This window comes from Arhodomonas aquaeolei DSM 8974 (genome assembly GCF_000374645.1).
Classification (GTDB): Bacteria; Pseudomonadota; Gammaproteobacteria; order Nitrococcales; family Nitrococcaceae; genus Arhodomonas; species Arhodomonas aquaeolei.
This window is the reverse complement of record NZ_KB894803.1, coordinates 40,847-58,502: the sequence shown is the minus strand read 5'-3', so window position 1 is coordinate 58,502 and position 17,656 is coordinate 40,847. Positions and strand designations below refer to the sequence as shown.

13 protein-coding genes are annotated in these 17,656 nt (G+C 69.6%); 7 read left to right on the top strand and 6 right to left on the bottom strand.

Annotated features, from left to right (window positions below):
* The first annotated feature begins 82 nt into the window (after window positions 1–82).
* The 7 genes from C516_RS0106105 (at window position 83) to C516_RS0106070 (ending at window position 9,801) form a co-directional block, all read left to right on the top strand.
* A complete protein-coding gene (locus tag C516_RS0106105; protein ID WP_018717476.1) occupies window positions 83–1,600 on the top strand; it encodes a sugar ABC transporter ATP-binding protein in 1,518 nt (505 codons plus the stop codon).
* Window positions 1,601–1,605: 5 nt separating this feature from the next.
* Window positions 1,606–2,604 carry an ABC transporter permease gene (locus C516_RS0106100; RefSeq protein WP_156831146.1) on the top strand — a complete coding sequence of 333 codons (999 nt, stop codon included), beginning with the start codon at window positions 1,606–1,608 and terminating at the stop codon, window positions 2,602–2,604.
* A 474-nt stretch (window positions 2,605–3,078) separates the two neighbouring features.
* Complete coding sequence (locus C516_RS0106095) at window positions 3,079–4,473, top strand: SLC13 family permease (RefSeq protein ID WP_018717474.1); 1,395 nt, start codon at window positions 3,079–3,081, stop codon at window positions 4,471–4,473.
* 155 nt (window positions 4,474–4,628) lie between these two features.
* Window positions 4,629–5,591: an MBL fold metallo-hydrolase gene (locus C516_RS0106090; RefSeq protein ID WP_018717473.1), complete on the top strand. Its 963-nt coding sequence runs from the start codon at window positions 4,629–4,631 to the stop codon at window positions 5,589–5,591.
* A gap of 196 nt (window positions 5,592–5,787) precedes the next feature.
* Window positions 5,788–7,908, top strand: coding sequence for an FUSC family protein (locus C516_RS18770; protein ID WP_018717472.1), 2,121 nt, complete (start codon window positions 5,788–5,790; stop codon window positions 7,906–7,908).
* Between the two features lie 467 nt (window positions 7,909–8,375).
* On the top strand, window positions 8,376–8,990 hold the full coding sequence (locus C516_RS0106075) for a DUF1326 domain-containing protein (protein WP_018717471.1): 615 nt from the start codon (window positions 8,376–8,378) through the stop codon (window positions 8,988–8,990).
* Window positions 8,991–9,012: 22 nt separating this feature from the next.
* On the top strand, window positions 9,013–9,801 hold the full coding sequence (locus C516_RS0106070; protein ID WP_018717470.1) for a DUF2182 domain-containing protein: 789 nt from the start codon (window positions 9,013–9,015) through the stop codon (window positions 9,799–9,801).
* A gap of 192 nt (window positions 9,802–9,993) precedes the next feature.
* Here C516_RS0106070 and glmS read toward each other — a convergent pair whose 3' ends face one another.
* The 6 genes from glmS to atpA all read right to left on the bottom strand — a co-directional run bounded on the left by glmS (window position 9,994) and on the right by atpA (window position 17,655).
* Complete coding sequence (glmS, locus tag C516_RS0106065; RefSeq protein ID WP_018717469.1) at window positions 9,994–11,826, bottom strand: glutamine--fructose-6-phosphate transaminase (isomerizing); 1,833 nt, start codon at window positions 11,824–11,826, stop codon at window positions 9,994–9,996.
* A 66-nt stretch (window positions 11,827–11,892) separates the two neighbouring features.
* Window positions 11,893–13,263: a bifunctional UDP-N-acetylglucosamine diphosphorylase/glucosamine-1-phosphate N-acetyltransferase GlmU gene (glmU, locus tag C516_RS0106060; protein ID WP_018717468.1), complete on the bottom strand. Its 1,371-nt coding sequence runs from the start codon at window positions 13,261–13,263 to the stop codon at window positions 11,893–11,895.
* Between the two features lie 81 nt (window positions 13,264–13,344).
* Complete coding sequence (locus tag C516_RS0106055; protein ID WP_018717467.1) at window positions 13,345–13,776, bottom strand: F0F1 ATP synthase subunit epsilon; 432 nt, start codon at window positions 13,774–13,776, stop codon at window positions 13,345–13,347.
* Window positions 13,777–13,797: 21 nt separating this feature from the next.
* Window positions 13,798–15,174 carry a F0F1 ATP synthase subunit beta gene (gene atpD / locus C516_RS0106050; protein WP_018717466.1) on the bottom strand — a complete coding sequence of 459 codons (1,377 nt, stop codon included), beginning with the start codon at window positions 15,172–15,174 and terminating at the stop codon, window positions 13,798–13,800.
* A 57-nt stretch (window positions 15,175–15,231) separates the two neighbouring features.
* Window positions 15,232–16,095, bottom strand: a complete 864-nt coding sequence (atpG, locus tag C516_RS0106045; RefSeq protein ID WP_018717465.1) for a F0F1 ATP synthase subunit gamma — start codon at window positions 16,093–16,095, stop codon at window positions 15,232–15,234.
* Window positions 16,096–16,113: 18 nt separating this feature from the next.
* Window positions 16,114–17,655, bottom strand: coding sequence for a F0F1 ATP synthase subunit alpha (gene atpA, locus C516_RS0106040; protein WP_018717464.1), 1,542 nt, complete (start codon window positions 17,653–17,655; stop codon window positions 16,114–16,116).
* Between the last annotated feature and the right edge of the window lies 1 nt (window position 17,656).

Sequence of the window (17,656 nt, the reverse complement as noted above, 5' to 3'; positions counted from 1 at the left end):
CGGGCGGGGGCCGCCGGTCCCCGCCCTCACCGCCGTCACCCACCCCGACATGCCCGAGAGCGGGCGCAGACGGCAGCAGCTCATGGACACGATTCTCGACGTTTCCGGCGTGCGCAAGCGCTTCCCCGGCGTGACCGCGCTGGCGGACGCCCACCTGATGGTCCGCGCCGGCGAGGTTCACGCCCTCGTGGGCGAGAACGGTGCCGGCAAATCCACGCTGGTCGGCGTCATCTGCGGGGCCGTGCAGCCGGATACCGGGCGGATGCGCTTCCTCGGCGAGGACTACCACCCGCGCTCGCCCCAGGAGGCATACCAGAGCGGCATCCGCGTGGTCTTCCAGCACCTCAGCCTGATCCCCAACCTGTCGGTCACGGACAACCTCTTCCTCGGCCGCGAGATGGCCGGCGCCCTCGGCTTCATCCGCCGGCGGGACATGGGCGTGCGCGCCCGCACCCTGCTCGAGGAGCTCGGCTTCGCGCACATCCCGGCCTCGGCCCGGGTGGACACGCTCAGCACCTCCCAGAAGTACCTCGTCGAGGTCGCCAAGGCGATGCTGGAGCGCCCGAAGCTGATCATCCTCGACGAGCCCACTGCGGCACTGAACGCCGCCGAGACCTCGGTGCTCTTCGACCTGGTGGCCTCGCTGAAGGACGCCGGCAGCGGGGTGATCTGGATCACCCACCGGCTGGAGGAGCTCTACCAGATCACCGACCAGGTCACGGTGATGCGCGACGGGCGTTTCGTGGAGAGCCGGCCGACCGCGTCGCTGGAGCGTGACGAGATCATCCGGCTGATGACCGGCCGCCAGATCGCGGATTCCGAGGCCCCGGACCCGGCACACATCGGCAGCGAGAACCGCCTGGTCATCAGCGACCTGCACACCGCCGGCGGCCTCAAGGGCCTGTCCATGGCCGTGCGCGCCGGTGAGGTGGTCGGCCTCGGCGGGCTCGCCGGTTCCGGGGTCGAGGAGATCGGCCGGGCGCTCTACGGCCTGCACCCGGTCACCCGCGGCGAGATCGAGCTGCTCGGCCGCCCGTTCCGGCCCCGGGACCTGCGTCCGCACCGCCTCGCACGCCAGGGCATCTTCTACCTGCCCGGCGACCGCCAGTCCGAGGGCATCGTCGACGTGCGCCCGGTCTCGGAGAACGCGACCCTGTCCTCACTGGACGCACTCGGCCGGATGGGCTTCCTCCACCGCCTCAACGAACGCCGCACCGTGGCGGACTACGTGCAGCGCCTGCGCGTGAGCACACCCTCCGCGGCCCAGCCCATCAAGCTGCTCTCGGGGGGCAACCAGCAGAAGGTGCTGTTCGCCCGCGGCATGCTCACCGAGCCGCAGCTGTTCATCCTCGAGGAGCCCACCCAGGGCGTCGACGTCGGCTCCAAGGCGGACATCTACGCCGTCACCCGCGAGCTCGCCGAGGCCGGCGCGGCGGTGATCGTCATCTCCACCGACACACGCGAGCTGCTGACCGTGTGCCACCGCATCATCGCCATAAGCCAGGGGCGGATGTCCCGGGAGTTCACCCAGGGCGAGGCGGACGAAGAGCAGCTGGTCAGCGCCTACTTCGGATCCCAGGACAGCAGAGAGGCAGTATGAACACCATGGCAGAGACACGCGGGCGCGAGACCGGCGACGGGGGCGGCAATGCCGTGCTCGACGCCGCACGGATCATCTTCACCAAGACCGGGGCGCTGCTGCCGCTGTTCGTGATCATGGCCATCTACTTCTCGGTGGCCTCCGAACACTTCCTCAGCGGCCGCAACATGTCGACCATCGCCACCCAGTCGGTGTACTTCACCCTGGTCGTCATCGCCCAGGCCATCGTCATGATCACCGGCGGCTTCGACCTGTCGGTGGGGGCCGCGCTGGCACTGACCAGTATCACCACCAGCTCGGTGATCGTCGCCGTGCCCGGCGCGGGCGGGATCGTGCTGGCCACCGGTGCCGGCATGCTTACCGGGGCCTCGGTGGGCGCCGCCAACGGCCTGCTGATATCCCAGTTCCGGGTCTCACCGCTGATCGTCACCCTGGGCATGGCCTCGGTGGTCAGCGGCCTGGCGCTGATCATCACCGGCGGTGTGCCGATCTTCAACCTGCCGCAGCTGTTCAAGGAGACCCTCTACACCGGGGATCTCGCCGGCGTCCCGGTGCCGTGGCTGGTGGTTCTGCTGGTGGTCGGTATCGCCTATATCGCCCTGTACTGGCACCGTCTCGGGCGCAACTGGTACGCCGTCGGCGGCAACCCCGTCTCGGCCCACATCGCCGGGGTACCGGTGAAACGCGCGCTGTTTCTGGCCTACCTCTCGGCAGGCGTGCTGGTGGGCATCGCCGGCGTCATGCTCACCGCCCGCGTGGGCTCCGGCGAACCCAACCTGGGCGGGACGTTCGCGCTGCAGTCCATCGCCGCGGCGGTGCTGGGTGGCATATCCCTGCGCGGCGGCCAGGGCTCGCTGTGGGGTGCCATCCTCGGTGCGATCTTCCTCGTACTGCTGCAGAACGGCCTGGACCTGGTGGGCGTGAGCTCCTACCTGCAGATGATCATCACCGGCGCCCTGCTGGTCTTCGCGGTCATCGTCGACCACTACTGGCACAAGGGCTGACGCCCCGGGTGCGGTAACGGTAAGGGCACCCGGGCCGGTCCCGGCCCGGGTGCCGAACGCAAAACCCCTCCCCCGAGGGTCTTTCCCTGCATTTTTCACACAGCAGTGGGAGCGACGCCCGCACTGGATGCGACGGCCCCCACGGCTGTCGCACACGGCCTGACGGCCGTGCCCGACCTACCGCAGACTCGCCGGGCCTCGCGTAGGTTGTGCGCCGCAGGCGTGCAACATTCCCCCGATGCCGGTGTGATCGCGGCCCTGAACCAGTCCATGGCTGACGGCGCCACGACCGTCCCTGCTCACCGTCCGCGATCCTTTCCGGGCGAGGTGCGATGACCCCGTTGTCCGGGATGACGCCCGGCCGTTCCGGCGCGGCGGCGCAATGGCATCCCCGGCGCCGGGGTGCGATCGCGGTACCATCACGCGTTCCGGGCGCGGCAACGCCCCACGACACGTCCGAACCTGGAAGGGCTCATGACAACGTTTTCGCCGAGACCACCGACGATCGCCGCGCTCGCCACCACCGCACTGGCCGCCGGACTGGTGGTCGCAGGGCCGCTGTGGCTGCCCCGCGAGGCGGCGCTGGCGGCGGGACTGGCGCTCTTCGCCATCGGGCTGTGGGCGAGCTCGGCGGTGCCCGCCGGACTGGCGAGCCTGGCATTCTTCGCCCTGGCGATGCTGCTCGACGCCGCGCCCGCCTCCGTCGTGTTCAGCGGCTTCGAGGCCAGGGCGTTCTGGCTGGTCTTCGGCGGACTGATCCTCGGCATCGCCGTGCACCACACCGGCCTCGGGACCCGCCTGGCACGGCGGGTGGGTGAGCGCCTGCACGGCGGCTACGGGCTCATCATCGGCGGGCTGGTGGGGATCGCCGTGGCGCTGTCGTTCGTGATCCCGTCGTCCATGGCCCGGGTCATGCTGCTGGTGCCGCTCACCACCGAGATCGCGGCGCGCTTCGGATTCGCCCCGGGCACGCGCGGGCGCACCGGCATGATCCTAGCGGTGATCCTCGGCAGCAACCAGCCCGCCTTCTCGATCCTCACCGCGAACGTGCCGAACGTCGTCCTCATGGGCCTCGCCGAGCACGTCCACGGCGTGGCGTTCACCTACGGCGAGTACCTGCTGCTGCACTTCCCCGTGCTCGGGCTGGGGCGCGCTGCGCTGCTGGTGGCGGTGATCCTGCTGCTCTTCCCGGACCGGCCTCGGCCGCGCAGCGAGTCCGTCAGGGACGCCGTGGCCGAGGCACCACTGTCCCGGCCGGAACGGGCCGTCGGCGTAATCCTGGCCGCGGCGGTGGCACTCTGGGCGACGGACTGGCTGCACGGCATATCGGCGGCGTGGGTGGCCCTCACCGCGGGGCTGGTCTGCCTGATACCGGGGGCCGGGCTCACGCCGAAGGACACCCTCAACGGCCGGGTGAACTACGAGATCCTCTTCTACCTCGCCGGTGTCCTCGGCCTCGGCGGGGTGCTCGCCCACTCCGGCGCCGGACGCATCGCCGCCGAATCGCTCCTGCCGCTGCTGCCCCTGGACCCCGGCAACCCGCTGCAGAGCTTCGTCGTCCTCGCCCTGGGCTTCATCGCCATCGCCCCGTTCACCACGGCGGCGGGCCTCGTGGCGGTGATCACGCCGCTGGCGGGGGACATCGCCCACGCCTCCGGGTTGCCGCTGGAGACCGTGCTGATGACCCAGGTGGTCGGTTTCTCGACCATGCTGCTGCCCTACCAGGTCCCGCCGCTGATGGCGGGCTGCCTGCTCGCGGGCGAACCCGTTGGCAAGGCGACCCGCCTGACGCTGACGATGGCTGCGATCACGGTGGTGGTGCTGCTACCGCTGACCTACCTGTGGTGGTCGCTGCTCGGCTGGCTGTAGCGCCCCACCGTCTACACTTGCAGCGATGCCCAGCGCGGCCAAGTGGCCGCGCACGAAACACAGAATTTCGGGGGGCCGCTTTCCCGGGGCGCCCCGGGCACACTAGCCTCCGCCCCGGCACAACACGACCATTCTGGACGATCAGGAGGGCTGTCATGAGACATGGCTATCTGTTGCGGACCACGGCATTCGCCCTGGCCGCCATCATTCCGCTGGCCTTCGCCCAGGCGGCGCCCGCCGCGACACCGACACCGGACACGCGCAACCCGGGGTACTATCACGTGCAGGTGGGCGCCTTCCAGGTCACCGCCCTGTCCGATGGCACCGTCGAGCTGCCGATGGACAAGCTGCTCCACGCCCCGGAGGACGAGGTCCGCGCGGCCCTGAAGGCGCATTTCCTCAGCGCACCGACGGAGACCTCGGTGAACGGCTACCTGATCAACACCGGCGATGAGCTGGTGCTGGTCGACACCGGGGCCGGCAGCCTGTTCGGACCGACCCTCGGGAACCTGGTGGACAGCCTGGAGGCCGCGGGCTATCGCCCGGCACAGGTGGACGAGGTCTACCTGACGCACATGCACCCGGACCATCTCGGCGGCCTCACCCGGGACGGCGAGCGTGTGTTCCCGAACGCCGTGGTGCACGCCGACCGGGACGACAGCGCGTACTGGCTCGACCCGGCGAACATGGAAAAGGCCCCGGAGGGCAAGAAGGGCATGTTCAAGGGCGCCATGGCCTCGCTCAAGCCGTACCGCGAAGCGGACGCCTTCGAGCCGTTCGACGACGGCACCGAGCTCGCCCCCGGCATCCGCGCCCAGCCCGCCCCCGGCCACACGCCGGGCCACACCACCTACCGCCTGGAGAGCGACGGCGAGACGATGGTGCTGTGGGGGGACCTGATGCACGCGGCCGCCGTGCAGTTCGATCACCCGGACGTGGCGATCGACTTCGATTCCGACCCGGAGCAGGCCATCGCGAGCCGCGAGGCGGCCTACGAGGAGGCGGCGGAGTCCGGCGTACTGGTGGCAGGGGCACACCTGCCATTCCCGGGCATCGGTCACATCCGCGCGGATGACCCCGGCTACGAGTGGTACCCCATTAACTACTCGGCGGACTGAGCGCCGGTGCTCCCGTGGCCCGCCGGCGCTGGCCGGCGGGGCGCCTTTCCCGTTTGCCGCGCCGCCCCGGCGCTCGCGCGAGCCCCCCTACACGGTCCCGCCATCCCGGGGGTAGAGTGCCGGGGTGGTGCGGATCGCGGGATAGCCGGCGGGGATGCCAACGGCGGGAGGTGCATACGCCCATGCAGGCCACCGGATGAGTGAACTCGACGGGACCCCGACAGCACCGCCCGCCTCGGACCGGCGGCGCCGGTTACTCGCCCGCGTGCGCGACCGCGTCGCCGCCTCGGACCCGGCGTTCTCCCGGCTGCGGCTGGCCTCCCGGGCTATCCTGTCGATGATGATCACCGGCGCCGTGCTGGCCGCCGTGACCGCCGCGCTGGTGCCACTGCCGTTCGCCGCCTACGGCATCGCCATGATCCTCACCTTCCTCGGCACCCTCGCGGTGCGCGAGCGCTCGCCCGCCGCCCAGGCGCGGAGCCGAGCCGCGGCGGGCGTGACCGCGGTGGGCGTGATCCTGGGGGCGGGCGCGCTGTCGCCGACACCGGTGGCCGAGCTCGTCTTCCTCGCGGTGATATTCGCCGCCGTCTATATCCGGCGCTTCGGCCCTCGCTGGTTCATGGTGGGGATGGTGGCCTTCATGGCCTACTTCATCGGCGACTACCTCCACCCCACGCTGGCCGATGGCGGCGGCGTGGCGCTGGCGGCCACGGTGGCCCTGGTGGTGACGCAGATCGTGTGCACCGTCGTCCTCCCCGGCGACCCCGAGCAGGACTTTCGCCGGGCCGCCGTCACCATCGACCGCCGGATGAACCTCATCCTGCGCGAGCTGCGCGATGCCGCCCGTGACGACGCGCCCACGGACGCGCGGCGCCGGGAGCTGCAGCGCCATCTCGCCCGGCTGCGGGACATCGTACTCATGGCAGAGGGCTTCATCCCCCAGGGCCGGGGCGGTGCGCTCGCGGGCAGCGGGCCGGCGTCGGACCTCGCCCTGGCGGTATTCGACCTGCAGCTCGCGGTGGAGCGGCTGGTCGCCGCGAGCTTCCGTGCCCTGCCGCCGGTATCGCTGGTCCGCGCGGTGCTGTATGCCGACGAACCGGCTATCCGGCGCGCGGTCAGCGCGTTGCGTGACGCCCCGGAGGACAACGAGACCGCCGTCCAGCAGGTCCTCGTACGGGCCCACCGGGCGCGGGAGCGGCTGGCGGCCACCCTCGAGCAGCGGCCGCATCCGGCCTTCACCACGCCGCTGCCGGAGGAGGCCGACAGTACCGGCGGGTCGACGGACGCGCCGCCCGCGGGCGGGCTCGTGCCGGCATCGCTGCACGTGCCGATCCAGGTCACCGTCGCCTCCGGGCTCGCCATCTACGGCGGGCTGCTGCTGTCCTCCTCGCGCTGGTACTGGGCGGCGATCGCGGCGTTCATCGTCTTCAACAACACCCAGTCCCGCGCCGACACCGCCATGCGCGCGTTCAGCCGCTCTGCGGGGACGTTCGGCGGCATCATCGCCGGCACCGTGGTCGCGACACTCGTGCACGGCAACGTCGCCGCCTCGATCGGCGGCATCCTGGTGCTGTTCTTCCTCGCCTTCTACTTCCTGCAGACCTCCTACGGGCTGATGATCTTCTTCATCACCATCGCGATCGCCCTGCTCTACGGGCTGATGGGCATGTTCAGCCCGCACCTGCTGGTCGTGCGGCTGGAGGAGACCGTCATCGGCGCGGCATCCGGGGTGTTCGCGGCGTTCCTGATCTTCCCGCGGCGGGCGCGAACGCAGGTGGCGTCGGCGCTGGACGCCTACCTGAACGCCCTCGACGAGCTGGTCGGGGTCGCGCGGGAACGCGCCCACGGCCGCCAGCGGGAGGCGGACCTGCTCGCGCTCTCGCGCACACTGGACCGCCTCTACGCCGACCTCGCCGGCGCCGCCCGCCCGCTCAGCGGTCCCTGGACCGTGGTGCGCCGGTTCGGCGAGGTTCGCGAGAAGCTGCTCCTGCTCGCCGGCTGCACCCACTGGGCGAGGGCGCTCGCCCGCGGGGTGTCACGGAGCGACGCCGCCGATCCGGAGAACGGCGCCCGCATCGACCGCCTGGCCGGCGAGGTCGCCCGCCAGATCGAGCGCACCCGCCGCACCGAGCAGCAGTTCTTCCTCACTCCGCACGCCCGCGGCCACGTCGAGCTGCCCGAGGACCCGCGCCGTCGGCTCGCCGTGCAGGAGGATGAACACCCGAGCGTCGCCCTGGCCGTCATCTCCGGACTGCTCGCCCGCGCGCTGGCGGGCGCCTGGCTGGAGGAGGGCGATCGGAACGTGGAAGACGGCTGAAGACCTGGCCCCGCCAGGATCAGTGAACCCCTTCGACCGGCAATGCCGGAATGTCAAACATGGTCACGAGGGTCTCTGCTCCTTCCCGGAAACGCGAATTCGGGCGGAAAGCGGCCGTCCCGGCCATCTGACATCGCAAGGCACCCCTTGGGGCGTATTTCACCCCCAGGTCATTGCCTTACAGGTTCTCCGCCCGCGGCACGTCACCCAGCGCGTTCATCTCCTGAATCTCCGCTGGCGCGACCGCGCTGGACCGTTCATTCATTTGCTTTACCGGCTGCCCGGACGTTCTGCCACCGTCGACTATAATCGGGGCATTGGATAAGGCCTGTTCCGTGGGCGCTCGATGCGGTTCTCGCCAAACGCGGCGTATTCCCGACGCAGCGCATTTTTCGTGTGGATGGACGGACCAGGGGTGGCCGGGCGATCGACTTGATCGCGCGCTCTGCCTCTTGGAGGTAGCGAACATGGCGGGCTGGCATATCGACGGGCAGTACATGGAGACCTGCAACTGCGACTTCATTTGTCCCTGCATCGGCTCCAATCTCACCGCGAGGCCTACCGAAGGCGATTGCAAGGCGGCCGTTGCCATGCGGATCGGCAACGGGGAGAAGGACGGCGTGTCTCTCGACGGACTGAGCTTCATCATCTTGATGCACTCCCCGGGGCCGATGGCCGACGGCGGCATCAAGGTGGGCCTGATCGTGGACGAGCGGGCCGACGAGCGCCAGGCCCGGGCCATCGCGGACATCACATCCGGCAGGTTTGGCGGGCCCCTGGCGGCGATCACACCACTGATCAGCGAGAACGCGGGCATCGAGCGGCGCCCGATCAGCTTCGAGAACGAGGGCATGGCGTGGAAGGTCTCCGCCGGTGAGCTCGTCGAGCAGTCCGCGGTCGGCGTACCGAGCGCCTCGAAGGAGGGCGAGCCGATCTACCTGGAAAACACCGCTCACCCCGTGACCCCGCGCCTGGCCCTCGCCAATGCCCAGGTGAGCCATTTCCATGCCTTCGGCGTGGATTGGGACGACACCAGCGGCACACGGAACGGCCACTTCGCACCGTTTAGCTGGGCGGCCTGACGGCGGAGGGCGGGGCGGTCGGATGACCGGCGGCGTCGATCCCGTTAACCCGCGTCACGGGCGGTTCGCCGCTGCGGCGGGTCTCGTCGGCGTCAGTCTGCTGGCGTGGATCTATCTCTGGATCGACGCAGGCCGGATGGTGTCCATGTCCGACGGCGGCATGGCCATGGCCGGCATGGCGACTCCGCCCCCTTGGTCGGTCGGCACTTTCCTGCTCACCTTCGTCATGTGGTCGGTGATGATGGTGGGCATGATGCTGCCCAGCGCCACGCCGGCGATACTTCTTTACGCGTCCATGGCCCGAAAGGACGGGGCGGACGGCTCGGTGGTACCCGTGACCTGGGTGTTCGCTACCGGGTATCTGGCGGTGTGGACGGCGTTCAGCCTGGCAGCCACCATCCTCCATGGTCTGCTGGAGGCCCTCCGACTGCTGACACCGGTCATGGCATCGGCCAGCGCGGTCATGAGCGGCAGCCTGCTGATAGTCGCCGGTGTTTACCAGTGGCTCCCGGTTAAGGAGGCATGCCTTCGCAATTGCCGTTCGCCCCTGCAGTTCTTCCTCTTCCACTGGCATCCCGGCGTCGCCGGCGCATTCCGCATGGGCGCAGAGCACGGGGTGATCTGCCTGGGCTGCTGCTGGGCGCTGATGCTGTTGCTTTTCACGGCGGGGGTCATGAACCTGCTCTGGGTAGCCCTGATCGCCGCCTTCGTATTCATCGAAAAGCTGGCCCGCCACGGGCGGCTCGCCGGGCGGCTGACCGGCGTGGCACTGGTGGTCGTCGGGGCGGGACTGATGATCGGTCAGGGGTGAGGCCCGGGACAGGGAAGCCAAAACCGATCCCGATCGTGCCGCCACGTCGATTTCGCCCATGTCGCGGCGCCCGCCCATTTAATCCGGCGTGGCGCGTGGCCAGGTTGCGCCCCGGCTATCCGGGGCGCCCATTTCCGGACCGGCTTCATAGCCAGGCGGCGTTACTCCATCGAATCGTGCCGGACCCGGTACCTACTCGACGGTCACCGACTTCGCCAGGTTGCGGGGCTGGTCGACGTCCGTGCCCTTGAGCACGGCGACGTGGTAGGCGAGGAGCTGCAGCGGCACGGTGTAGACCACCGGCGCGGTGATGGTGTCGGTGGCCGGCAGGGTGATGACCTCGCAGCCGTCGCTACGCTCCGGCGCGGCGGCGGCGTCGGCGAACACGAACAGCCGCCCGCCGCGGGCGCGAACCTCCTGGAGGTTGGACTTCAGCTTCTCCACCAGGCTGTCGTTGGGGGCGATGGTGACCACCGGCATCTCGCCGTCCACCAGGGCCAGCGGCCCGTGCTTGAGCTCGCCGGCCGGGTACGCCTCGGCGTGGATGTAGGAGATCTCCTTGAGCTTGAGCGCGCCTTCGAGGGCGATCGGGTAGTGCTCGCCGCGGCCAAGGAAGAGGCTGTGGCGCTTGTCGATGAACTGCTCGGCGATGCGCCGGATCTCGGGCTCCAGTGCCAGGGCGGACTCCACCTGCCCCGGTAGCCGGCGCAGCGAGGCGACCATCTCCGCCTCCGCCGCCGCGTCGAGGCCATGGCGGCGGCCGGCGGCGATGACGGTCAGCGCGAGGGCGGTGAGCTGGGTGGTGAAGGCCTTGGTGGAGGCGACACCAATCTCCGGGCCCGCGTGGGTCATGAGCACGAGGTCGGACTCGCGCACCAGCGAGCTCTCGGGGACGTTGCAGATCGCCAGCGACGCCATGTAGCCGAGGTTGCGCGCCTCGCGCAGGGCGGCAAGCGTGTCGGCGGTCTCGCCGGACTGGGAGATGGTGAGGAACAGCGTCCCCGGCGCGACCACGTGGCGGCGGTAGCGGAACTCGCTGGCGACCTCCACCTCGCAGGGGATGCCGGCAATGCTCTCGAACCAGTACCGTGCCACCAGACCGGCATGGTAGCTCGTGCCGCAGGCGACGATCTGCACGCGCTCGACGTCGGCGAGCACCGGCCCGGCCTCCGGCCCCAGGGACTCGACCAGCAGCCGCTCGGCGGTCAGCCGGCCCTCCAGGGTGTCGCCGATGGCACGGGGCTGCTCGTGGATCTCCTTGGCCATGAAGTGGCGGTAGTTGCCGCGCTCCACGGCCTCCGCGGAGAGCTCGGAGGTGCGCACCGGGCGCTGGACCTCGCGGCCGTCGCGGTCGTAGACGGTCACCGCCTCACGGGTGAGCACGGCGACGTCGCCCTCCTCGAGGAAGATGAACTGCTGGGTGACGGGCAGCAGCGCAGCCACGTCCGAGGCGATGAAGTGCTCGCCGATGCCGACGCCGATCACCAGCGGGCTGCCCTGGCGCGCGGCGATCAGGCGGTCCGGCTCGTCGGCGTCGATCACGCCCAGGGCGTAGGCGCCGTCCAGGGTGCGCACGGCGGTGCGCACCGCGCCGAGGAGGTCCTCGCCGCGGGCGGTGGCGGCGTGCACGGCGTTGACCACCACCTCGGTGTCCGTCTCGGAACCGAACGTGTAGCCCTGCTCGGTCAGCGACCGGCGCATGGACTCGTGGTTCTCGATGATGCCGTTGTGCACCAGGGCGATTCGGCCGCAGGAGGCGTGGGGATGGGCGTTGGCCTCGGTAGGCGCGCCGTGGGTGGCCCACCGGGTGTGGGCGATGCCCAGTGTGCCGTTGATGGGCTCGGCCGCCTGGCGCTGATCCAGCGCCGCGACCTTGCCCACCACCCGGTGACGCAGGAGCGTCCCGCCGGCGTCGACCACGGCAAGCCCGGCGGAATCGTAGCCGCGGTACTCCAGCCGCCGCAGGCCCTCGATCAGGATGGGGGTGACGTCACGCTCGGCGACCGCTCCTACGATTCCACACATGCGCTGCTGATCCTCGACCGTGGCCGCGGGCTCCCGCGGTGAAGTGGCACAGTGGCCGGCGCGGCGCTAGTCGTCGTCCCGCCGCGGCCGGCGCCAGCCCGGCACGCTCTTCTGGGGAATCCCGGTGAGCGTGAGGCTGTCCTCGGGTGCATCGTCGCGGATCACGGAGCCGGCGCCAATAGTCGCGCCGCGACCGATGCGCACCGGGGCGACCAGCGCCGTGTTCGAGCCGATGAAGGCATCCTCGCCGATGACCGTGCGGTGCTTGTTGGCGCCGTCGTAGTTGCACGTGATAGTGCCGGCGCCGATGTTGGCGTCGGCGCCGACCTCGGCGTCGCCAACATACGACAGGTGATTGATCTTGGCGCCCTCGCCGACCCCGGCGTTCTTCGTCTCGACGAAGTTGCCGACCTTCGCCCCCCGTGCCAGCACCGTGCCCGGGCGAAGGCGGGCGAACGGGCCGACATGGGCGGAACCGGCGATCACGGCGCCCTCGATCACGCTGTTCGCCGCGATCTCCACGCCCTCGCCGATTTGGCTGTCGGTGATGGTGCAGTTGGGGCCTATGACCGTGCCGTTGCCGAGGCTCACCTCGCCGATGAACTGGCAGTTCACGTCGATGGTGACGTCCTGCCCGCACCGCAGCTCGCCGCGCACGTCGAAGCGTGCCGGGTCGAGGAGGGTCACGCCCGCGGCCATCAGGCGGTCGGCCTCGCGGCGCTGCCACAGCCGCTCCACCGTGGCGAGCTGGGCGCGGCTGTTCACGCCCAGGACCTCGCCGTCGTCGGCAGTTGCGGTCCCCGCGACGGGCACACCGTCGGCGCGGGCGAGGGCGATCACGTCGGTGAGGTAGTACTCGCCCTGGGCATTGTCAGCGGTGAGACGGTCGAGCCAGCCGCGCAGATGCCCGGCAGGCAGGCACATGACGCCGGTATTCACCTCGGCGATGGCCCGCTGGGCGGCGTCCGCGTCCTTCTCCTCGACGATGCCGGCGACGGCACCGTCCGCATCGCGGAGGATGCGCCCGTAACCGGTCGGGTCGGCCGGGTGGGCGGTGAGCAGCGCGGCACCATCGCCCGCGGCCTCGCAGAGCCGCTGCAGGGTGGTCGTGGTGATCAGCGGCGTGTCGCCGCACAGCACCAGGACGCGGTGACGGTCGTCGATATCCGGCATCGCCTGGCCCACGGCGTGCCCGGTGCCGAGGCGTTGCGCCTGCTCCACCCAGTGCACGTCGGCGTTCGCGAGGGCGTTACGCACGCGCTCGCCGCCGTGTCCGTAGATGACATGGATATCGTCCGGGCCCAGCGCGACGGCGGCATCGATCACCCGGGCCAGCATCGGCCGGCCGGCGACCGGATGGAGCACCTTGGGCAATGCGGAACGCATGCGGGTGCCAGCCCCCGCGGCGAGGATCACAATCGACAGCGGCGCGGTCATCGTCTCGTCCCTCCCGCACAACGAAAAACGCGCGGCACCCGGAGCGGGTGACCGCGCGCCATGGCCCGTCCGGGCAACCGGTCAGGCGTTGCTGCCGCGGCCCCGCCGAATCTTGTCGAGGGTCCGCAGCTTCGCCACCGCCTCGGCAAGCTCAGCCTGGGCTCGGGCGTAGTCCATCTCGGCACTGCGCTCGGAGATCGCCTCCTCGGCACGGCGCTTGGCCTCCTTGGCGGCGGCCTCGTCGAGGTCGCGGGCCCGTACCGCCGTGTCGGCAAGCACGGTGACCACGTGGGGCTGCACCTCCAGCATCCCGCCGGAGCAGTAGTACAGCGTCTCCTCGCCGCCCTGGGCCCGCACCATGACCTCGCCCGGCTTGAGCTGGGCCAGCATCGGCACGTGCCGCGGCATGATGCCTACCTCGCCATCCGTGGCGCGGGCAAGCACGAAGGTCGCCGTACCCGAGAAGATCGATTCCTCCGCGCTTACGATGTCCACGTGCATGGTCATGGCCATATGCTCACCTGCAACCTTTGTTTAGAGAGACTGCGCCTTCTCGCGGGCCTCGTCGATGGTGCCCACCATGTAGAAGGCCTGCTCCGGCAGGTCGTCGCACTCGCCGTCGACAATGGCACGGAAGCCGCGGATGGTCTCCTTGAGCGACACGAACTTGCCGGGGGTGTTGGTGAACACCTCCGCGACGAAGAACGGCTGCGAGAGGAAGCGCTGGATCTTGCGCGCCCGAGACACCGTGAGCTTGTCGTCCTCGGAGAGCTCGTCCATGCCGAGGATGGCGATGATGTCCTTGAGCTCCTTGTAGCGCTGGAGCACGGTCTGCACCGCACGGGCGGTGTTGTAGTGCTCCTCGCCGATCACCAGCGGGTCGAGCTGGCGGGAGGTGGAATCCAGCGGGTCCACGGCCGGGTAGATGCCGAGCTCCGCGATGGAGCGCGCCAGCACGACGGTCGCGTCCAGATGGGCAAACGTGGTCGCCGGGGACGGGTCCGTGAGGTCGTCGGCAGGGACGTACACGGCCTGCACCGAGGTGATGGAGCCGGTGTTGGTGGAAGTGATGCGCTCCTGGAGCACACCCATCTCCTCGGCCAGGGTCGGCTGGTAGCCCACCGCGGAGGGCATGCGGCCGAGCAGCGCCGAGACCTCCTGGCCCGCGAGGGTGTAACGGTAGATGTTGTCGATGAACATCAGCACGTCACGGCCCTCGTCGCGGAAGAACTCCGCCATGGTCAGGCCGGTGAGCGCCACGCGCAGGCGGTTGCCCGGCGGCTCGTTCATCTGGCCGTAGACCAGCGCGACCTTGTCGAGGACGTCCGACTCCTTCATCTCGTGGTAGAAGTCGTTGCCCTCACGGGTGCGCTCGCCCACGCCGGCGAACACGGAGTAGCCGCTGTGCTCGATGGCGATGTTGCGGATGAGCTCCATCATGTTGACGGTCTTGCCCACGCCGGCACCGCCGAACAGGCCGACCTTGCCGCCCTTGGCGAAGGGGCAGAGCAGGTCGATGACCTTGATGCCCGTCTCCAGCAGCTCCTGACTCGCGGCCTGCTCCTCGTAGGAGGGCGCCTTGCGGTGGATCTCCCAGCGCTGCTCCTCGCCGATGTCGCCGGCCTGGTCCACGGGCCGGCCGAGGACGTCCATGATGCGCCCAAGCGTCTTCTGGCCAACGGGCACGGAGATGGCCGCGCCGGTGTTGGTGACCTCGACGTTGCGCTTGACGCCGTCGGTGGTGCCCATGGCGATGCAGCGCACGACACCGTCGCCGATCTGCTGCTGGACCTCGAGGGTGAGGTCGTAGTCCGCCACGTACAGGGCATCATAGACCTTCGGCACCTGGTCGCGGGGGAACTCCACCTCCACGACGGCACCGATGATCTGGACGATCTTTCCTGAACTCATAACCCAGTTCCTCTTCGCGAATTCTTTCGATCCGGCTGCCCGGCCGACGCGCCGGCGCTAGACCGCCTCCGCCCCGGAGACGATCTCGGAGAGCTCCTTGGTGATCGCGGCCTGGCGCGCCTTGTTGTAGGCGAGCTGGAGGTCATCGATGAGGTTGCCGGCGTTGTCCGACGCCGCCTTCATCGCCACCATCCGTGCCGCCTGCTCGCAGGCAATGTTCTCAACCACCGACTGGTAGACAAGCGCCTCGGCGTAGCGCGTCAACAGCAGGTCCAGCGCCTCGACCGCATTGGGCTCGTAGATGTAGTCCCAGTTGTGGCGCGGCTCCTCGTCCTCCTCGGCGGCCGGCAGCGGCAGCACGCGCTCGATGGTGGGCCGCTGGGTCATGGTGTTGACGAACTCGTTGTAGCAGAGGTGGAGCTCGTCGATCTCGCCCGCCTCGTAGCGGTCGAGCATGACCTTGACCGCGCCCACGAGGTCGTCGAGGTGCGGCCGGTCGCCGATCTGGGACGTCTCCGCGACGACGTTGGCGCCCAGGCGGCCGAAGAACTGGATGGCCTTCGAGCCGATGGTCACCACCGAGACCTCGCGGCCGGCGTCCTCGCTCGCCTTCATCGAGCGCACCACGGAGCGGAACAGGTTGTTGTTCAACCCGCCGCACAGCCCGCGGTCGCTGGAGACGATGATGTAGCCGACCCGGTTCACCTCCCGCTCCTGAAGGAACGGGTGGGTGTACTCCGGGTTGGCCTGTGCGAGGTGCCGGATCACGCGCCGGATCTTGTCCGCATAGGGGCGGGCGGCCTGCATGCGATGCTGGGCATTGCGCATCTTCGAGGCCGCCACCATCTCCATGGCGGTCGTGATCTTCTGCGTGTTCTGGACGCTCTTGATCTTTGTGCGGATCTCTTTAGCGCCGGACATACGATCCCCGCCGTCGGTTTACCAGGTGCCGTGGGCCTTGAAGTCTTCGATGCCCTTGCGGATCGACTCGGCGACCTCGTCGCCGTAATCACCCGACTCGTCGATCTGCTTGAGCAGGTCGGCGTAGCTGGAATCGAAGTGCCGGTGCAGCTCGTGCTCGAAGGCGCCGATCTGATCGAGCTCCAGCTCGTCGAGATAGCCCTGGTCGAGCGCGTAGAGGGACACGGCCATGTGTGCCACGGACAGCGGCGAGTACTGCGGCTGCTTGAGCAGCTCCATGGCGCGCTGGCCGCGCTCGAGCTGCTTGCGCGTGGCCTCGTCGAGATCCGAGGCGAACTGCGCGAAGGCCGCGAGCTCGCGGTACTGCGCCAGTGCCAGGCGGATGCCGCTGCCGAGCTTCTTGATGATCTTCGTCTGCGCGGAGCCGCCGACACGGGAGACCGACAGGCCGGCGTTGATCGCCGGGCGGACACCCGCGTTGAACAGGTCCGACTCCAGGTAGATCTGACCGTCGGTGATCGAGATCACGTTGGTCGGCACGAACGCGGAGACGTCGCCCGCCTGGGTCTCGATGATCGGCAGCGCGGTGAGCGAGCCGGTCTTGCCCTTGACCTCGCCGTTGGTGCGGCGCTCGACCTCCTCGGCGTTGATGCGCGCGGCGCGCTCCAGCAGCCGGGAGTGGAGGTAGAACACGTCACCCGGGTAGGCCTCACGGCCCGGTGGGCGGCGCAGCAGCAGCGAGACCTGGCGGTACGCCCACGCCTGCTTGGTGAGGTCGTCGTAGATGATCAGGGCATCCTCGCCGCGGTCGCGGAAGTACTCGCCCATGGCACAGCCGGCGTAGGGCGCGATGTACTGCAGCGCGGCGGACTCGGCGGCCGAGGCGGACACGACGATGGTGTGATCCATCGCGCCGTGCTCCTCGAGCTTGCGCACCACGTTGGCGATGGAAGAGGCCTTCTGGCCCACCGCCACGTAGATGCACTTAATGCCGGAGCCCTTCTGGTTGATGATCGTGTCGATGGCGATCGCGGTCTTGCCGGTCTGGCGGTCGCCGATGATCAGCTCGCGCTGACCGCGGCCGACCGGGACCATCGAGTCGATGGACTTGAGGCCGGTCTGCACCGGCTGGTCCACGCCCTGGCGGGTGATGACGCCGGGAGCCACCTTCTCCACCGGCTCGGAGCCGGCGGCGTCGATCGCGCCCTTGCCGTCGACGGGGCTGCCCAGCGGGTCGACCACGCGGCCGAGCAGGCCCTCGCCCACCGGCACCTCGAGGATGCGCCCGGTGGCACGCACCGAATCGCCCTCGCTGAGATGCGAGTAGTCACCCAGGATGACGGCACCGACGGAGTCGCGCTCGAGGTTGAGCGCCATGCCGAAGGTGTCGTTAGGGAACTCGAGCATCTCGCCCTGCATCGCATCGGCGAGGCCATGGATGCGCACGATACCGTCGGTCACGCCGACCACGGTACCCTCGTTGCGCGCCTCGGCAACCGCCTCGAAGTTCTCGATACGCTGCTTGATGAGGTCGCTAATTTCGCTCGGATTGAGTTGCATC

Coding starts and splice junctions, on each gene's coding strand:
- atpD (WP_018717466.1), bottom strand. CDS start 15,174: ATGAGTTCAGGAAAGATCGTCCAGATCATCGGTGCCGTCGTGGAGGTG.
- C516_RS0106070 (WP_018717470.1), top strand. CDS start 9,013: ATGACCGGCGGCGTCGATCCCGTTAACCCGCGTCACGGGCGGTTCGCC.
- atpA (WP_018717464.1), bottom strand. CDS start 17,655: ATGCAACTCAATCCGAGCGAAATTAGCGACCTCATCAAGCAGCGTATC.
- glmS (WP_018717469.1), bottom strand. CDS start 11,826: ATGTGTGGAATCGTAGGAGCGGTCGCCGAGCGTGACGTCACCCCCATC.
- C516_RS0106055 (WP_018717467.1), bottom strand. CDS start 13,776: ATGGCCATGACCATGCACGTGGACATCGTAAGCGCGGAGGAATCGATC.
- glmU (WP_018717468.1), bottom strand. CDS start 13,263: ATGACCGCGCCGCTGTCGATTGTGATCCTCGCCGCGGGGGCTGGCACC.
- C516_RS18770 (WP_018717472.1), top strand. CDS start 5,788: ATGAGTGAACTCGACGGGACCCCGACAGCACCGCCCGCCTCGGACCGG.
- C516_RS0106100 (WP_156831146.1), top strand. CDS start 1,606: ATGGCAGAGACACGCGGGCGCGAGACCGGCGACGGGGGCGGCAATGCC.
- C516_RS0106095 (WP_018717474.1), top strand. CDS start 3,079: ATGACAACGTTTTCGCCGAGACCACCGACGATCGCCGCGCTCGCCACC.
- C516_RS0106090 (WP_018717473.1), top strand. CDS start 4,629: ATGAGACATGGCTATCTGTTGCGGACCACGGCATTCGCCCTGGCCGCC.
- atpG (WP_018717465.1), bottom strand. CDS start 16,095: ATGTCCGGCGCTAAAGAGATCCGCACAAAGATCAAGAGCGTCCAGAAC.
- C516_RS0106075 (WP_018717471.1), top strand. CDS start 8,376: ATGGCGGGCTGGCATATCGACGGGCAGTACATGGAGACCTGCAACTGC.
- C516_RS0106105 (WP_018717476.1), top strand. CDS start 83: ATGGACACGATTCTCGACGTTTCCGGCGTGCGCAAGCGCTTCCCCGGC.